The sequence below is a fragment of the Methanobrevibacter ruminantium M1 genome (genome assembly GCF_000024185.1).
In the GTDB taxonomy this organism is placed as follows: Archaea; Methanobacteriota; Methanobacteria; order Methanobacteriales; family Methanobacteriaceae; genus Methanobrevibacter; species Methanobrevibacter ruminantium.
Genome location: NC_013790.1, coordinates 2,368,424 through 2,386,018, shown reverse-complemented (window position 1 = coordinate 2,386,018; position 17,595 = coordinate 2,368,424). Strand labels below are relative to the sequence as shown.

Annotated in this window: 18 protein-coding genes; 5 read left to right on the top strand and 13 right to left on the bottom strand. The window is 32.5% G+C overall.

Annotated features, from left to right (window positions below):
• Window positions 1-45: 45 nt before the first annotated feature.
• The 6 genes from hemA to MRU_RS09250 all read right to left on the bottom strand — a co-directional run bounded on the left by hemA (window position 46) and on the right by MRU_RS09250 (window position 6,148).
• Window positions 46-1,242, bottom strand: coding sequence for a glutamyl-tRNA reductase (gene hemA, locus MRU_RS09275; RefSeq protein WP_012956651.1), 1,197 nt, complete (start codon window positions 1,240-1,242; stop codon window positions 46-48).
• Window positions 1,243-1,370: 128 nt separating this feature from the next.
• Entirely contained in the window at window positions 1,371-1,994 is a 624-nt protein-coding gene (locus tag MRU_RS09270) for a precorrin-2 dehydrogenase/sirohydrochlorin ferrochelatase family protein (protein ID WP_012956650.1), read from the bottom strand.
• 98 nt (window positions 1,995-2,092) lie between these two features.
• Window positions 2,093-2,575: a methanogenesis marker 9 domain-containing protein gene (locus tag MRU_RS09265; RefSeq protein ID WP_012956649.1), complete on the bottom strand. Its 483-nt coding sequence runs from the start codon at window positions 2,573-2,575 to the stop codon at window positions 2,093-2,095.
• 470 nt (window positions 2,576-3,045) lie between these two features.
• Window positions 3,046-4,656 carry a methyl coenzyme M reductase system, component A2 gene (gene atwA, locus MRU_RS09260; RefSeq protein WP_012956648.1) on the bottom strand — a complete coding sequence of 537 codons (1,611 nt, stop codon included), beginning with the start codon at window positions 4,654-4,656 and terminating at the stop codon, window positions 3,046-3,048.
• Between the two features lie 266 nt (window positions 4,657-4,922).
• Window positions 4,923-5,582, bottom strand: a complete 660-nt coding sequence (locus MRU_RS09255; protein WP_012956647.1) for a DUF134 domain-containing protein — start codon at window positions 5,580-5,582, stop codon at window positions 4,923-4,925.
• Window positions 5,583-5,890: 308 nt separating this feature from the next.
• Window positions 5,891-6,148 carry a TfoX/Sxy family protein gene (locus MRU_RS09250; protein WP_012956646.1) on the bottom strand — a complete coding sequence of 86 codons (258 nt, stop codon included), beginning with the start codon at window positions 6,146-6,148 and terminating at the stop codon, window positions 5,891-5,893.
• Window positions 6,149-6,683: 535 nt separating this feature from the next.
• Between MRU_RS09250 and MRU_RS09245 the strand changes: the two genes are divergently transcribed.
• On the top strand, window positions 6,684-7,664 hold the full coding sequence (locus MRU_RS09245; RefSeq protein WP_012956645.1) for an alcohol dehydrogenase catalytic domain-containing protein: 981 nt from the start codon (window positions 6,684-6,686) through the stop codon (window positions 7,662-7,664).
• 206 nt (window positions 7,665-7,870) lie between these two features.
• Here MRU_RS09245 and MRU_RS09240 read toward each other — a convergent pair whose 3' ends face one another.
• The 5 genes from MRU_RS09240 to MRU_RS09220 all read right to left on the bottom strand — a co-directional run bounded on the left by MRU_RS09240 (window position 7,871) and on the right by MRU_RS09220 (window position 12,307).
• Window positions 7,871-8,584 carry an MJ0144 family RNA dihydrouridine synthase-like protein gene (locus MRU_RS09240; protein WP_012956644.1) on the bottom strand — a complete coding sequence of 238 codons (714 nt, stop codon included), beginning with the start codon at window positions 8,582-8,584 and terminating at the stop codon, window positions 7,871-7,873.
• A 218-nt stretch (window positions 8,585-8,802) separates the two neighbouring features.
• On the bottom strand, window positions 8,803-9,564 hold the full coding sequence (locus MRU_RS09235; RefSeq protein ID WP_012956643.1) for a GTP cyclohydrolase III: 762 nt from the start codon (window positions 9,562-9,564) through the stop codon (window positions 8,803-8,805).
• A 289-nt stretch (window positions 9,565-9,853) separates the two neighbouring features.
• A complete protein-coding gene (cofD, locus tag MRU_RS09230; protein ID WP_012956642.1) occupies window positions 9,854-10,759 on the bottom strand; it encodes a 2-phospho-L-lactate transferase in 906 nt (301 codons plus the stop codon).
• Window positions 10,760-10,898: 139 nt separating this feature from the next.
• Window positions 10,899-11,408, bottom strand: a complete 510-nt coding sequence (locus tag MRU_RS09225) for a hypothetical protein (protein WP_012956641.1) — start codon at window positions 11,406-11,408, stop codon at window positions 10,899-10,901.
• Window positions 11,409-11,542: 134 nt separating this feature from the next.
• Window positions 11,543-12,307 carry a coenzyme F420-0:L-glutamate ligase gene (locus tag MRU_RS09220; RefSeq protein ID WP_012956640.1) on the bottom strand — a complete coding sequence of 255 codons (765 nt, stop codon included), beginning with the start codon at window positions 12,305-12,307 and terminating at the stop codon, window positions 11,543-11,545.
• Window positions 12,308-12,558: 251 nt separating this feature from the next.
• Between MRU_RS09220 and MRU_RS09215 the strand changes: the two genes are divergently transcribed.
• From MRU_RS09215 to MRU_RS09205, 3 genes are all read left to right on the top strand, one after another.
• Window positions 12,559-13,398: a MotA/TolQ/ExbB proton channel family protein gene (locus MRU_RS09215; RefSeq protein WP_012956639.1), complete on the top strand. Its 840-nt coding sequence runs from the start codon at window positions 12,559-12,561 to the stop codon at window positions 13,396-13,398.
• A 47-nt stretch (window positions 13,399-13,445) separates the two neighbouring features.
• A complete protein-coding gene (locus MRU_RS09210) occupies window positions 13,446-13,847 on the top strand; it encodes an ExbD/TolR family protein (protein ID WP_012956638.1) in 402 nt (133 codons plus the stop codon).
• 133 nt (window positions 13,848-13,980) lie between these two features.
• Window positions 13,981-14,598: an IMP cyclohydrolase gene (locus MRU_RS09205; RefSeq protein ID WP_012956637.1), complete on the top strand. Its 618-nt coding sequence runs from the start codon at window positions 13,981-13,983 to the stop codon at window positions 14,596-14,598.
• 192 nt (window positions 14,599-14,790) lie between these two features.
• Here the strand turns inward: MRU_RS09205 and rnhB are convergent, their stop codons facing one another.
• Window positions 14,791-15,450 (bottom strand): ribonuclease HII, encoded by a 660-nt coding sequence (gene rnhB, locus MRU_RS09200; RefSeq protein WP_012956636.1) that lies wholly within the window; start codon window positions 15,448-15,450, stop codon window positions 14,791-14,793.
• A gap of 353 nt (window positions 15,451-15,803) precedes the next feature.
• Here rnhB and MRU_RS09195 point away from each other — a divergent pair, with 353 nt between their 5' ends.
• The gene (locus tag MRU_RS09195; protein ID WP_012956635.1) at window positions 15,804-16,043 is read left to right on the top strand and encodes a DUF7557 family protein; all 240 of its coding nucleotides are present in this window, start codon (window positions 15,804-15,806) and stop codon (window positions 16,041-16,043) included.
• Window positions 16,044-16,348: 305 nt separating this feature from the next.
• On the opposite strand, the gene MRU_RS09190 is transcribed toward MRU_RS09195, so the two are convergent.
• Window positions 16,349-17,419 carry a rod shape-determining protein gene (locus MRU_RS09190; RefSeq protein ID WP_012956634.1) on the bottom strand — a complete coding sequence of 357 codons (1,071 nt, stop codon included), beginning with the start codon at window positions 17,417-17,419 and terminating at the stop codon, window positions 16,349-16,351.
• Window positions 17,420-17,595: the final 176 nt, after the last annotated feature.

Here is a 17,595-nt window from a genome sequence, read left to right as displayed (position 1 = left end):
CAATTATTCTTTAACAAGATTATTTTATGGTGTTAATTTTTAATGCTATCTTTTTAAGATGGCTTCACACATTTTAATAACATCTTCTTCGTTGTTTTTAGCGGATATCTTAACTTTTTCAGAGATGTCATAAAATATCTTGTTAACTATTGACTTAGTCATCTTATCTATGACTTTTATGTCCCTCGCATCTACCGCATTTAGTTTAACTATGCCCTTTTGACTTTCACGTTGTCTTATTTCTTCCATAGACTCTCTTAAACTACCAAGTATTGAATTTATTTCAATTAAATTAAAGGATTCTTTAAGTAAATTAAACTCATTTTCAATTATCTTTTCAGCTGCGATTACTTCCTTCTCACGAAGTTTCTTATTCTTCTCGGCAATTCCTCTTAAGTCATCAATATTGAATAGGTCGATTCCCAATTCCTTGACATCATCTTCAATGTCTCTTGGGTTTGCTATATCAATAAATATCATTTTTTCAGGGACTTCATCTCCAAATACTTTCATAAGTCTTTCCTTATTGACTATAGGGTGTGGAGAACCTGTAGAGCTTATTACAAGGTCTGCATTAAGCAGCTTTTCCTCTAGATTGTCAAATAGTATTGCCTCTCCATCAAGTTCCTCTGCTAATTTCACTGCTTTGTAATAGGTTCTGTTTGCTACAAAGATTGCCTTTAGGTTTTTCTCTGCCAATGCCTTTGCAACAAGTGTTCCCATCTTTCCTGCACCGATTACAAGAACATGCTTGTCCTGAAGATCTCCAAGATGCTCTTCTGCAAGATCAACTGCTGCTGAGCCTATTGAGATAGAGCCTTGATTGATTTTTGTCTTGTTTCTTACCACTTGACCAACATGTATTGCCTTTGTAAAGATGGTGTCTAAGGTCTTTCCGCAGTGGCCTTCCTTTTCGCTTTTCTTTTTGGAATCTTTTATCTGGCCTAGAATTTGATCTTCGCCGATGATCATGGATTCAAGCCCTGAAGTCATTCTGAATAGGTGGAGAATTGCAGAATCGTCATATTCTATTATGACATATTCGTTGTCACAGTCTAGGCTGTCGTCATCAACATTAGTATAAAGGAAATATTCGTATCTGTTACAGGTATTGATTTCAATATATTCACTGATGTTAAAGTTTTCTTTTAAGTTGGAAAAGAGTTCCTTTAGGTCTTTTGAGACCTTTTCCATAGTTTCTATGTCTGCAAGGGTGTGGTCTACACGTATATTGATTATCAATTTTGATTCTCCTTTATATAATAGTTTTTTAAATAAAAGTCGTTTAGGGATTTATGAGAGTTATTCTTTAGGTTTTGAATTAGTTAATTAAATTTTGAATAAATAAAAGTTACTCTTTTTTGATTAGATCAATTAAATTCTGAATTGATGATCTCCTCTGCAAGTCCTTTGGCTTTATCTAAATTCTTTTCCTTTAGACATTGCTTTATCTGGGTGTTGTTTAGAATCTTTAGAAGATATTGCTTTCTTGTCTTTTGGTCTTCTACCTTTTCTTTTAAGAGCTTTCTGGCATAGTCCTGAAGCTTTATCTCAAGAATGTCTTCCTCTGTGATTATGGATTGGATTTTTTTTCTAAGCTCTCGAGCCATTAAGGGGCTTTGTCCATTGGTATAGATGGATATTTCTATATCGTCTATAAGAAAGCTTGTTGGCGCTATTATATTTCCCTTTTCAGGCTTGTCTGCTCTGTTGATTAACTTTCCTTGGCTGATTGATGCGATGTATTCGCATAATTCATCGTCTCCGCTTGCAGTGACAATTATGTCACTCCATTTGACAAGCTCTTCAAGGTCTTTAATAGGAGTTAGGATAGCTCCTTTTTTGCTTAGCTCTTCATCGATTGAGTTTCCGGCTAGAATAACATTTGCTCCTTTGTCTAAAAAGCGATGTGCTCTTCTGGTGGCTACTTCTCCAGTGCCTAAGATAAAAACGTTTTTGTTTTCCACTTCTAAAAAAAGGGAAGTAAGTCCCATATTATCACTTTTGATGCTATTTTTTATTCAATCGATTAATTTAGTTTCTTTTAGTTTTTCGATTAGGATTAGGTTTCAACAATTCAAATAGAATTCATCTATTCGTTATCAAGCTCTTTTAATTTGAGCAATTTTACAGCCATTCTTAAATCATTATCACAGTCTTCAAGAGTCTTTTTAGCCTCTTCTACGCTTATATTAAATGTTTCTGCAAGAGCCATTGCTTCAGCGCTATTGTCTTTTGGCTTGCCTGCTTTTAAGATTTCTTCAGATAACTGTTTTTTAAGTGTCATATACTCATCTTCAGTCATTTTAATTTGATTTAAGGTCATGTCTCTTAAAGGACAAGGCTTTGAAGTCTTACAACACCATACAAGTGATCCGAAGCAAGTTGCAGGGCCTTCCCCTAATCGGGTTTCTCTTGCAAACTTCTGTTTAATTTCTAAAAATTCCTGAGGAGTAATTCCCACTTCTCTAAGTGCATTCATTACAGGGCAAGGTTTTACTGGAGGACAGCAAAATGCGAGTCCCCTTACATCTCCTCCTCTGCAAATATGTGACGGTGCATCATCCCATGCCATTTTATATCTCCATTTATTCTTATGATAAAATAATTATTATTTTTTTATATTTTTTTATAAATCAAATTAGCATTATAATTTAATTTATTTTATAGTATTATAACATTATAAATTTTATATTTTTATATTTATAAAACTTATTAATTTTTATTTAAAAAAAGTGAGTTTTATTTTATAAATGTGGTTCATTATTAAATTTGCATTGAATTTTTTAGTTTTTTAATACTTTGGGAATCTTATTTTTTCTAAAAAAGAATCATTTTTTTAAAAATAGGTTCGAATTTAATATTTTTTTTAAAAATAAGTAAAATCAATAGAAATAACTAGGATTCAAAATATGTAAAATAGTTTTTTGAAAAAAAAATAAAAAATAAGATAATTGTGATGGAAAAATCATAGGGCAAGTTTTTCCAAACGATTGAAAAAAATTTTGGTCAAGGTTTTTGAGCCGAAGGCTCAAAAAGCTTGAGCTAGTGGTCCTTAATCATATCTGCTTTTTCTTCACCTGTAAGCTCTGCAACGATTTCTTCTGGGGTTCCAGTGCTTAAGAGTTTTCCTCCTCTCATAAGGCTTGCCTTATCACAGACATCTAGAACAAAGTCCATGTCGTGAGATATGATAACGAAAGTTTGATCCAACTCATCTCTTGCCTTTAGGATGGAATTGGTAACGATGATTCTTGTAACAGGGTCCATTGTACCTGTAGGTTCGTCCAATACCACTATATTAGGCTCTTTTATAAGAACTTGTGCAAGAGCCACTCTGTGTCTTTCTCCTCCACTTAGTTCGTCAGGCCATTTTGTGAGCATGCTCATGGATTTGTCCTTTTCAAATCCTACAGTCTCAAGGATATGTGCGGCCTTGATTTTTGCAAACTCTGCAGGGAGGTTTAGGCTGATTGCATCTGTCAGGTTTCCAAGTACATCTCTGTGTGGGTAAAGAGAGTATTCTTGGTGGAGCAAGCCTAAGTATGGAGTTACACGGCCTCTGTTTAAAGGACCTGGCTTTTTCATGTCAATCCAGTCATCACCTAATCTGATTACAAGCTCTCCTGCACTTGGTTCGGTGAGGCCGATCATCATTTTAGTCAATGTGGTCTTTCCAGAACCGCTTAGACCTACAATACCATAGATTTCTCCTTGGTTGATTGTTAGGCTTACGCCGTCTACAGCCTTTACAACTCCTCTTTCAATTGAATAATAATGCTTTTTAATATCTTGAACTTTAATTATCTCTTCGGTGTGTTCTATTTTTTCCACTTGTTCTGCTTTAGGCACTGTTTTGAGGAAGTTTTCTACAATTGTATCAGGGGCGCCATGTTCTATGATTTCCCCATTGTCTAGCCAAATTGCATCATCAGCTAGGTGATTCATAACTTCAGGCCAGTGGGAAGTGATTACCATGCTGATTCCTTCATCTTTTACACCTTCAATCAAGGTTTGGTGAAGCTTTTCAGCAGTTTGAGGGTCTAATGTACCTGTTGGTTCGTCTGCTAAAAGCAACATAGGGTTTTTAGCCAATTGTCTTGCAAGTACTACTCTTTGCTTTTCTCCTCCACTTAAGTCACGTGCAACGTGGGTTACCCTGTGGCTCATTTGAACCATTTCCAATAGGTCAATGGCATTGTAGATATTCTCCTCTTCATATCTGCCTTCGTCACCCATTGCATTCAATACGTTGTCTATTACAGTCTGTTCGTCGTATAATGCAAAGTTTCTTTGAAGCATGATGGAGATTCTTCTTCTGATTGCAGCCTTTTCCAATCTTCCTGCATTCCAGAAGTCTATTTGTTTTGCTTGTAGTTCCGCTCCACATTCTGGACATTTTCCTCCAGCCTTTGAAGCAGGCTCAACATGCAAGCACTTTTTGTTTTCACATATTGCAAGGTCAAAGAGCACTTGTCCACTGTCTGGAGCATATTCCTTTGTACCTCTTAGCATGTTTATTAAAACTGACTTTCCACTACCGCTTCTACCGAGAATACCTAAAGTAGAACCTTCCTCTATAGTTAAATTTATATCTTTTAGAACAGGTTCTCCGTTAAATGACTTATTAATGTTTTTTAATGTTATGAAAGACATAAGCCCGCCTTGATAATTAGTTGTAATTATTAATTTTTTTTTATTTGATAGAATTTTTTTATCAAATATTTTTTGATTTAATGTTATATCAAATGGTTTATTATTAAATTATATATTTATTATTTATAATCGATATTATTAATATAAATTTTGATATTTTTTTATTTTTTTATTATCTTTGCTTGCTTTTTTATTATTTTTTAATAAGTTTTTTATTATTTTTTTTCTTTTTGCTTTTGTTTTATTTTTTAAGATAAGTTTTTTATTTATTTATGCTTTGATCCGCATAGAGGGGTTCCACATTCTGGACATTTTATGTTTCTGCATGGGAATCCCTTAATTTTTGGTGCAATATGGCCACAATTAGGACATTCGCATGCTTTTGATGGTCCCCTACCACTTCCAGGTCCTCCAAATGATTTTCTTTCATTTAAAGGAACATCTGTATTATCAATATCGCATATTTGGCTATTTGTTTTTATCTTATTTGGATTATTATTTATATAATCACTTTCATTCAAATTAACCTTAATTCGTTCGATATTTTCACTTTTACAGTCTGGACAGTTTGCATATTCCTTTTTTGGATTGTTCCATTGGAATCCGCAATTGTTGCAGATGTAGATCTTATCTTCGCTATAGAAATTTTCATTGTTTATTTCTATTTTTCTTCCTTCAATCAAAGACATTGCAGTCTTCTTTCTTGCAGAATTGATTATTCTATGAAATGTTGGTTGGGATATTCCCATCAGTTCTGCAGCTTCCTTTTGTTTGATATTGTGATAGTCTCCTAAGCGTATTGCTTCAAACTCATCAAGATTCATCTTGATGCTTTCGAAATCCTCTTCTCTTGATATGTCGCCGTGTTGGATGCAAGTGTAGCTAGGTTTTTTCACAATTCGTCGCTCTATTTTTGGCCTAACCATTTATTCTCTCCTTTTCTTTGAAATAGTTCCTTAAAAAGTTTTTATATATTAAATGAAAATAATCATTATGAATATATATTTATTATGAATATATATTCATAACATTTAATATATAGTTTGTCTTTTGATTTTTAGGATGAAAATGTATTGTGTATTGAGATTATAGAAAAAATAGTTTAAAAATACTTATTGTCTTGGTATTTGATGAATGGGCGGTGATTTAAAAAAATAGTGAAGATTTTTTGCTTAAAATCTTTTTAAAGAATGTAATGTTTTAAAAAAGTTTGGATAGTTTTAACTTAGAGATTTTATATCTTTTGTGAATTATAGAACTCTCTTAGATTGTCCTTATCCTCTTGAGATAAGTTATGCCAACGAATATTCTGTATGGCTCCTTCTAAAGCCATTAGCCTATTTAAGCATGCGCTGTCATCTACTTCTTTGATTTTTAGCCATGCTTCCTTACTGCCAAGATCAATCAAGTCTTCATCAGTCTTTATTCCTACATCGTTTAATTGCTTTTCCAATACCTTGCCAATATTCGGCAGTTTAGAGAGTTTGCTCATTTTAATGCCTCAATAATTTTTTAAAAGGATATTCTTTTATTTTTCCTTTTGGATATGTTTATTTGATATTTGTATTTTAAGTTTCATAAACTTATGGTTCAATGCTTTTTAACTAATTGCTTGTTGGGATTATCGAATTAATAGCTAACTTTAAAAAATATCGATTTAAGGGTTAAGTTTAAGAAATTTATCGAGTTAAGGCTTAACTTTAAAAACATTTCAAAAAAATTATATAATTGGATTAATAAAATATTAATCAGATTTTTATAAATAAAATGTTTAGATAAATACGAATTTTTCTAATTAATATTCAACTGTTTAAAGACATCATTAAACGAAATTAATACTTTTAATCATTTATTTGAATAATCTTTATTTGAATATTAGTTATTTGTTTCATTGTATTATCTTTAGTGAATTTTAGGATTATTTATTAGTTCATTGTATATCTTTAGTGAATTTTAGGATAAGAAATTGTTTTATTAGTTTCATTGAATTATCATTTAATGAATAAAAATAAAAATGAGGAATAAATATGGCTGGAACTATGAAAGCTTGGAGAATAAATGAATTAGGAAAACCTCCTGTATTAGAGGATGTCCCTATACCAGAACCTGGATTTGGTGAAATCTTAATTAAAATGAAAGGTGCAGGAATGTGCAGAACTGACCTTGAAGTTATAGATGAAGGTTTCATTACAGTTCCATTTGTCGGACCATTCACATTTGGTCACGAAAACGCAGGAACTGTTGCAAAACTCGGTCCTGGAGTAGATACTGTTGAGGTTGGACAAAATGTCATTGTAGACACATTGCATGCATGTGGTAAATGTCAATACTGTCTTTCAGGCCGTGACAACTTCTGTGAAGTTGCAAGTGCACGTGGTCTTAAGGAAGACGGAGGTATGGCAGAATATATGATTGCTGATGCAAGGGAAGTCGCTCCTTTAGGTGACCTTGACCCTACAGAATATGTGGCATTGGCTGATGCAGGTCTATCTCCATATGGTGCTGTACAGACTGCAAAACCATTCATTCCAAACAATGGTACTGCTGTTGTTATCGGTGTAGGGGGACTTGGATTCTACTGCTGTCAATATTTAGCTTTAACAACCTCTGCTCGTGTTATTGTAGTAAACCGTTCAGCTGATAAGATGGCTAAGATGACAAACTTCGGTGCTGACGAATTGGTTGTTTTAGATGACAATGCATATGATAAGATTATGGAATTGACTGACGGCAAAGGTGTAGATGCTGTATTTGACTTTGTAGGAAGAGACAACACTTTAGAGCTTGCTGCACAAATCACCAAAGGATTAGGTCTCATTTCCATTTTAGGTCTTGGTGGAGGAACACTTCCTGTAAGCTGGACCACAGTCAAACCTGGTGTTATGGTAAGATTGACTCAAGGTGGAACAATTACAGACCTTTATGAGATTATGGACTTGGCAAAAGCTGGTAAAATTACAGTTCAAGCTCAAAAATATCCATTCAGTAAGGTTTTTAGAAGCTCTTGACGACTTGAGAAACGGAAGAGTCGAAGGAAGAGCTGTAATCACCTTTGAAGAATTTGATGAATAAACTTTATAAAGGACTTTTAATGTCCTTTCCTTCTTTTTTTTATTTTTTGTATGGTTTAAATGAGGTAAAAATTAGTTAGATTTTTATTTGATTTAAATCGAATCTTATTTTTTTTGTTTGGTTTAAATGAGGTAAAAATTAGTTAGATTTTTATTTGATTTAAATCGAAGTTTAATTTTCCGCTAATTGCAGCTCTAGCTATGGAAATGCCATTTGCTCCTGCATTCAGCATCTTTTCTGCTTGAGAGATTGAATTTATTGAATTGTTTCCAATGATGAAAATATTGGTGTTTTCGGCTATTTCTTTTATTAGATAAAAATCAGCATCTCTTACTCCCATTTTCATGGCGTCAATGTGTAAGTAGTCAACTCCACAGTCTTCTGCCAGTTTTGCTATTTCCAGATTGTCTACCCCTTCAACGTTAGCTCTCATCTTCATTGAGACTTTTGATTCTGATTTTTTTACCACTTCTCTTATGTAATCTTCTAAGTCTGGTCTTAAAAGCATTGATTGTCCGCATCCTACTGCTACAAGCTCCTCTTGTCTGCAATGGCAGTTTATTTCAATTATGTCCAGTTTTTCTATTTTGCTGATTTTGATAAGTGGGTCTGGTGTGCTCCCTCTTAAGTTTGCAGAGACTTGTACATTAAAACTGTCTTTGATTGCGTTAACTTCATTTTCAATTACGCTATAGATTTCCTCTTTAGGGTAATTGAACTCTTTTCGGCCTCTTGCAATAATCTTTTCACAGGCGTCTATTGATTCGGAGTCTGTATTGTATCCTCCGATGGTGACTGTGTCAAATCCGTAAGGTATGAGTTTCATTGCAAATTCTGCATTTGTTATTCCGGCCATTGGCGCAAGTACTTTTATTTTAACACTTCCTTAATAGATTCGCTAAATTTAACATCTTTCTTTCTGATTTTAATTATTTAAATAATTTTCATACTAAAGAGTTTTAGATTTAGTTAATTAAAAATAGCTATAAAAATAATAAAAATAGAAAATAGAAAATTAAAAAATAAAAATTTAGAAATAAAAAAGAAAATTAAATTAAGTGAAAATAAGTTTATTTAAAGTTCTTCAATTACATGAATCCATTCTTTATTATTTCCTTCACGGATTATTTCAAGTCCGATGTCTGCCATATAAGCGGCGTCTTCCATATTGTCTGCTCTTCCGATACCTGCTTTTAATCCGATTCCTATCTCTTCATCGATTTCCTTAAGGATGTTTGTTAAGTCCTCTTCGCTTAAGCCGTTGCATGGGGACATGAAATTGTCTCCACCGATGAAGAATAATAATGCTCCTTTTTCTCTAAGCTTGGTCATGAGGTAGTGTTGAGCCTTGTTTACCATGAAGCTTGTGTCAAAGGCAGACTCTATGTCGGTTAATGTTTCGGTTACGCTGTTTATGTCAATGTGTGCAGCCTGTACGAAACTGTCTTCAGGGTTTTCAATAAGATTATTGATTGCTAAAATTTCTTTTCTGCCTGAGGATTGGGCTCCTCCTTCTTTTTGAAGAGCTATGGTTGCTAGTCTTTGTGCCTCATGAGCTGTCTCTGCAGCTCCTACACCCATGCTTATTGTGATTGGGTATCTGTTTCTAATTGATCTTTGAATTCTCATATGGTCTTCTTCATTTAAGCCGTTTGTAACTGCAAGCAAGTTGTCAAATCTTGTAAAGAACACTAAACCTTTTTTAGCAGCTATCTGTCTTTGTACGTCTGCAAAAAGTTCCGCTTGTAAAATTTGAAGGTCAGATTCAGTACGTGGTCTTGGAGTTACTGTCCATGGACCATAATTATCAATTTGTATCAAAGTCATTTGTATCATATATTTTCACCTAATAGTAATATATTTAGTTATAACTAAAATCATATTTATACTTTAATAATTTTTACCCTTTAATTTCTGATTTTTGTATGATTATTAATAATTTTTTTATGATTTTTATTATTTTATTGCTTTTGTTCATTTCTTTAAATTTTAAAATGAGTTTTTCAGTTGGGGTCTTGTTTCAAGCTAAAGTTCTAAAACCACTTTTGCAAGATTCATTTGTTTTCATTATTTTTTTAAAGTTCTAAAACCACTTTTGCAAGATTCATTTGTTTTCATTATTTTTTTAAAGTTCTAAAACCACTTTTGCAAGATTGATCTTATCTTCAATTGTTTTCATAAAGGTGTTTGCAACTACTATATTTGGAATTATTTTTTCTAATTCTTCCTTTTTGTCTTTATCCTCATTGTCTATTATAAATGTGTCTAAGAAAGGTTTGTATAATTCAGCAACTCCTTTAGATGATGCCTCATATCCAAATGCATTCATGAATTTGGCAGCAGGTCCGCTGAAAGCGGCTTCTCCTAAAAATGGTGAGACTGCAATGACTTTCTTTTCCTTAAGTGCCTCTTCAACCCCTTCAATTGCAATTATTGGCCTTATTGAGGTTATCGGATTGGATGGACCTATGATTACCTTATCTGCATCTTTAATTGTTCCAATCACATTAGGGCTTGGCTTAACGTCGCTGTATTTTACTTCAAGAACTTCCCCTTCGCATTGGTGCTTGATTAGGAAGTCATGGAAATCCAGTTCGCCATGCTCTTTTGTTATTATTTTTATTTCAGAGTCCTCATCGCTCATTGGGATTATCTTTGCTTTAACTCCTAGCTTGTTCTTTTGATGTTCTACAATTTCGCTAAGGGTCTTTCCTTCCTCTAAAAGGATTGTCTTTTGAATCTTGATTGCTCGATCCATATCTCCTATTTTAAGAAGCTCTGTAGTTCCCATTTCAATTAGGATGTTTCTTATCTTAAATGTATCTCCTATAATTCCATAGAAGAATTGGTCGTCAATCATATCTGCAAAGGTGTACATAACTGTATCACAGTCTGCAGCTACATATCCTCCTGAAAAGTATTCGTTTTCCACTGTATTTACGATGACAGATATTTCCTCTTCAGGGTAGATTTCTTTTATTCCTTGTATTAGTTTGGGAGTTCCTGTGCCTCCGGAAAGTATGGTAATCATAGTTTGCACTCACATTGTTTTATTTTGTATGAAAATAAGTTTAAATCTTTAATGGTTTTTAATTTAAATAGTATTTTTTCTTTAGAATTATTTTAAAAATCTTCTTTTAGTTTTAATAGTATCTTTTCTTTAGTTTATTTTAAAAATCTTCTTTTAGTTTTTCTCCACATTCTGGACATGGAGTTTTCTCTGAAATTACTAAAGACATTTCCTTATTGCAATTAGGACATTCATTGCTTTCAAGAATCTTTCTTCTATCTCTATAGAGAGTATTTTTAAAATCAAAAAACAGTATTTTAAAATTATTATTTTCTTGTTTATTTTTAGAAATTTCCTTTTTTAGTATTTTTTCCATCTCTTGGTCTGTAAATAGTTTATTATCCTCTGGAACATAGGTTTTTATTAACTGCTTGCAATGAGGACAATAATTTTCATAAAGAAAGCCTGCAATAAGTGCTTTAGTCATTTTATCTGAGCTTTCTTTATTTAGGCTTGTTTCAATTAATTCTAAATTGTCTGTTTTATCATTCAAGATCTCTTCTAAATTATCTATTCTTTCAGTTTCATTTGCTGTGTCTAAATAGAATATTAGATTTTTGTCTAGGAATGAAAAGTCACAATTTGTACAACTATAATTAATTTCAACCATTCTTATCTCTCTATTGCATTGAATTAATAAATAAAATCACAATTAATAATAAATATTTTATTATTTTATTTATTGTTAAATGTTTTAGAATTGTTAAAAAGTTATTTTCTAAATAGATTAACTCTTTTTTTAAGTTATTTTCTAAACACATCAAACTCTTTTGGTCTAAGGAGTGGCTTGATTCCAGTTTCAGTATCTCTAAGGATATTAAATGCATCGAATCCTCTTATAAGAACTATAGGAATTCCTTCATCTGCTTGTCCCATTAATAAGGATGCAGCAGCTGCAAGCTCATCAGCTGTAGCCACTTCTGTGGTTTCAAGAGCCCTTCCATAAAGATCTGTATCTCCTATTCTCACCCAAAGGGGGTTGATTCCAGAGCATCCGATTGCAGTTCCGATTGCTCCCACTCTAAATGCCCTTCCTTGGGTGTCTGTGATTATGATTGCTATCTCCTTTTGATATTTTTCTTCTAAGTATTCTCTGATTTCCTTAGCAGACTTGTCAGGGTTTTCAGGCATTGGGGTAGCCAATCCGTCCTCTACATTGGATTCGTCTATTCCAGAGTTGGCGCATACAAATCCGTGCTTGGTTTCTGTAACTATGAAATTAGGGCCTACTGCAACGATTTCATTGGATTCCTGAAGGATGGTTTCGACAATCTTAGGGTCTTTTTTGCACTTTTCAGCTATTTCTATGGCTTTGTCGCTTACTTCAACATCATCCATCTTTATGATGTTTCCTTCAGCCTTTGAAATTAATGTTTCAGCTATGAGCAAGATGTCTCCATTTTCAAGTTGGATATCTTCCTCTTTCAAGTCATCTTCTATAATCTTTGCAATGTCATCTCCTTTTTTTACCAAAGGAATTTTTTTTAATCCAAATAATTCTAAAGTCATAATTAAATTTTATATCTTGAGAATATAAAAAACTATTGTTTATCTGCTTATCTTATTATTGGATTTTATCTATTTTGACAAATTCTTACATTATAATTATATATTAAAAATAATAAATTTATTATTAATATGTAAAAATTTTAAATCATTTGGTTTTATTAAATAGTCTAGTTTTATTAAATCTTAATGATTTTCAAAGATATGTAAATAATTCAATTTAATTATATGATATTAATTCATAAGAGGATACTATGATTATAGAAATGCTAACTGATGGATTTAATATGATTATGGAGATGCTGCAAAGCGGAGGAGTTATCACCTATATAATTCTCTTGCTTGGTATCTATGGTCTTTTAATATCCATTAGAAAAATATTTTACCTTAGGAAGATAAGTAAAATTGATGCTACAGAGATTATGGGGACAATTACCTCTTCTATGGAACAGGGCGGAGCTATTGAAGCCTTGAAGAACATCAGTCACTATAAGAACCCTGTTTCAAGAATCATGTCTGAAGCATTGAAGATTGGCTATAAGAATAAGACAGAAGTTGAAGAAAGTATGGAGCAGATTTTTATTGTCGAATTAAGTAAGATGACAAATGGGATCAGTGCTTTAAAGACCATTATTGAGCTTGCTCCATTTTTAGGTCTAATCGGTACTGTGCTTGGTATTTGGATGACCTTTAAGAATTTAGGTGTGAATCCAGATGCTGCTGCAATGGCTGAAGGTATTTACATTGCTCTTATTACTACAATTGCTGGTTTGACTGTAGCTATTATTCTTATGCCTTTGTACACTTATATTAAAGGTTTGATTGATGATGAAATGGATAAAATCGAATTGGCAACTAAAATGACTAATTGGAGTTATGCAGTTATTAAGATTCGTGTTTATGAAAAATTGCCTTGTGTGGTTGAAGCTCTTCAAGAGGCAGATGGTATCGTAAGTGTTAAGGAGATTACAGATCCTTATTCCAATATTCAGATTTCATTCAAGCCTAGTATGCTTGAAAAGAGTATAAGCAATATCATTTTAGAGAAATGTGATGTAAAGTCTGAAATTACTGAAAGTAAGTTGAGACAATAGGCGATTTCTAGTTTCTAAAAGGCTTATTCGGAAAAGATGGTGATTAGATGGCAATTGACATTAAGCGTCATAAGGAAAAGCTTAGACAGGACGAACCTGAAATCAAACTGGTTCCTTTCATTGACATTTTATTTACATTGCTTATATTTTTAGTGGTTACAAGTACCTTTGGAGCTGCTACAGTTGATGATAATGGTTCAGGTTCTGGAAAGCCGAATATGACGGACACTACTGGTGATGCGGAGTATTATTTGATTCCTGTTGCCGGTTTGCAGAAAGTTACTGTAGATGGTGTGGATATGTCCTCTGAGATTAAGGGAAATGCAATTGGTGTGCATGCAAGAGTCCTTGACCAGGGAGATGTTCAGATTAAAACGAGTGAACATGCGATAATTATTAAAGCGCCTCCAGGTATGAGTCCGCAAGAAGCGGTTCACACGCCAGAGTAGTTTAAATTTATTCTTTTTTTTATTTTTTTAATTTTTTTAACTCTTAGGGCATTTTTATGCTCTTTGGAGTTTTATTTATTTTTTTAACTCTTTTAGAGTTTTTTCTTATTTATTAAAGTTTTGGGGTTATAAAATGTATTTAGGAAGAATTATTTCAGCAGGTAAAACAGAAGATGGCAAGCCTTTTGTAGCTTATAGAGTTTCAAGCAGATCTTTTCCAAACAGACAGGTAAAGGTTCTTGAAGATGAAGCGGCTATCATTCCAAAGGAAGGCTTTGAAAAGGACATTTTTAAAAACTCTTATATTGCTTATGACTGTATAAAAACTGTAGGAGATATTGCAATTATCTCAAATGGTTCACAGACCAATCCGATTGCAGATAAGATATCCATTGGTATGAATATTCGTGATGCAATGGCATATTCCTTGATTACCTTGGATTATGAAAAGGACGATTATAACACTCCTAGAATTGCTGCAGTGGTTAAAGGTGGAGATGATTTTGAAGCATATATTGGTATTGTAACTGACAGTAAGATATTGGTTGAAAAGATTGATGAGGGTGCTCAATTCATTTCCACTTATGAAAAGAACAGTCCGGAAGATGTTGTATATTCTGCCGAAACTCCAGATGATGCATGCAAGTTTATCTTTGATGAAGGTGCATTTGCTGAGTTTGAAAATCCTGTATGTTCAGTTGCAGCAATCTTTGATGGAAAATGGAATATTTCTGGATTAAATCCAGAATAATTCTTTTTTTAGTTTTTTTTATTTTTTAATATTTTTTGTTCTTTTTTTAGTTTTTTCTTTTTTAACTATTTCTTCTATTTTTTCAGTTTCTTTTTTTTAGTTTTTTCTATTTTTTGTGAAAAATCCTTCTATTTTCGTCTAATTTTAAGATTTTTTCTATTATCTTTTTAGGATTAGATCAATCATTTGATTTTACAATGATTTTTCAGCTTCTTCAGCTTCTTTTATTCTTTGAACAGTTCCCCAGCTTCTTCTAACAAAGTCTGGCATTTCATCGTATTTGTAGTTTTTAAGGAAGTTCTTTGTCTTTGGATCGCTTGGGTATCCGGAACCGATTCCATCCTTGTTTCCAGTGGACCTTATGTATTCCTTATTGATTTGGTTGATTATTTCATCCCTTTTTGTTTTGGCTATGATTGAAGCGGCTCCTACAACTATATATTTGTCATCTGCCTTATGCTCTGCAATTACCTTTGAGCCTTCTCCAACAAAATTTTGCATCTCTTCCTCTAGCCTTCCTTCCTTTATGTCAAGGGAATCTATGATTATGGTGTCGGCCTTAAGCTTTGCAATGATTCTCATCATGGCCAACTTTTCAATCTGGTTGAGGTTTACTCCTTTTGCCCTTAATAGATCAATGTCCTTTGCACTGATTTCCACAGTTTCATAATCAAACATTCTGGTTAGTTTTCTATAGAGCACAGCCCTTCTTTTTGGGGTAATCCTTTTGGAATCCTTCACTCCCATTCTTTCTATTATCTTTTCTTTCTTTTCAGGTATGACTATTCCGGCTACTACCATTGGTCCAAGAACGGGACCTCTACCTGCTTCATCTAATCCTAGTGTGTTCATTTACTTACTTTCCTTTGATTTTATTTCTTATTTTTATTTTTAAGATTTAAAATGATTTTATTAAAATTAAATCAAGGGTGTGAAAATTTTTAAATCTTTTTTGTTAATACTTAATTATTTCTTTCTTAAATACTTTTGTAAATTGGGGGATTTTCTCACTTTTCTCACATCAAAATTGCTTTAATATTGAAACAATTTTGATTTTGGTGTGTTAAACTTTGGTGTTTTTTTAGGGATTTTTATTAGGGTTAGGTCAATTTTGATTTGAGTGTGTTAAATTTTGTTATTTTTCAACAATTATAATAATTACAAGATTTATATTAATATATAATACTTTTTTAGGGGGTCTTTTTATGGATATGAAAACAATTTATTTAAGTGAAGAAGTCTATAACAGATTATCTCTTTTGGCTTTAGAATCTGAAAATTATAATGATCTTATTGCTAGATTGATAGATGTTTATGAAAATAGCTATTTTGATGAATTGAGTGATGCTGAAGCTGATTTTTATAATGAAAGGATTAAATATTTTGAAAATGGGGATTATGAAGGCATTAGAAAGGTTGATTTAAAATTCTTTGGAAAAAACTAATTCTTTTTGTTTTTAAATACAGAATAAAAATTGTTTTTTTTATTATTTTAATTGTTGTAAAGTTTATTGATAATAAGTGTTCTTATTTTATTAGTTTATTTATTGTGAAAGCTTATTTTGATAAAAATAGTTATTTTAGAATTGTTTTAATAAAAAATAGTTTAATTAGGTGGTAGTGGTGTAAATAAAGGAATATTATGAATTGTATAAAACAATTCATAGTATTTTAGAAAAAGCGCCTTGAAATTGTATAAAATCATTAATTGATTAAAAATTAATTTAATTATAATTTCAATGACTTTTACTTATTTCATAGCTTTTAAACGTACTTCAGGTTCTAAAGCTAATGGTTCGGCAGCAACAATAGCAGTTCCTTTAGCTACTACTGTCATTGGGTCATCGGAAATTTTAATAGGGATTTCAGATTCATCAAAGATTCTTTCTTTGATTCCTCTTAATCTGGAACTTCCTCCGACTGCAACGGTGTTGTTATAGATTCCCATCATTAATTCAGCTGGTAATCTTTCTAAGATGAGGTTTAATCCGCCGATTACTTGTTTAATGATTGGTTCAGCTGCATCTGCAACTAGCATGGAATCGATAACGACCTTTTTAGGTCTGTTGGTTTCTAAGGATTTTCCGATTACTTCATAATTCAAGTTTTCAAACTCTTCACTGCAGTGTACCATACCCACTTCGATTTTAGCGGCTTCTGCATCGTGGATGCTTATTGCAACATTGTATTTTTCTTCAATCAATTCGACGATTCTATTGTCGATGTCGTCTCCTCCGCATCTTACTGTTTCTATGTCATTGATTCCTCCAAGGGAAATGACAACGATGTCGGTGGATCCTGCTCCAATGTCTAAAACCATGGTTCCCATAGGTTCTGCAATAGGTAATCCTGCACCGATAGCTGCAGCCAATCCTTCGCTGATGACTAAAACATATTCAGCACCTGCTTTTCTACCGATTTCTTCTGCAGCATTCTTTTCAACTTCAGAAGAGTCTCCAGGAATTCCGATTACTATTCTTTCTACAGTTTCTCCTTCGTTAATGCCTATTTCCATTGCTCTAATGAGCAAGGCTTGTGCCTGTGCAATGTTTTCAATTACACCTTTTTTAAGTGGCCTTACAGCAATGATGTCTTCAGGAGTTCTTCCTAACATTTTTTTAGCTTCTTCTCCAACTGCAAGAACAGCAGTAGGATCATCTCTTTTGACTGCAACTACTGAAGGAATTTGATATAAGTCAAATTTGTCTCCAGATGGTTTTGCAATTACAGTGTTTAAGGTACCTAAGTCAATACCTAAACTATTTTTTACGACTCTAGTTGGTTCAATTTCAATAGCGTCTTCATTTCCAAAAATACTCAAGGTTATTCCTCCATAATTAAAATAATATTAAATTTTCTTTTCAATTTTTTATATTTAAATTCAGAAATTTCTTTAATGAAAATTTCATTTTAATTTAAAATATTTAAAAATTGATTGATGTAAGTTATAATAATTATATATTTATTATTTTTATTAATAATAAGTTTTTGTATAAT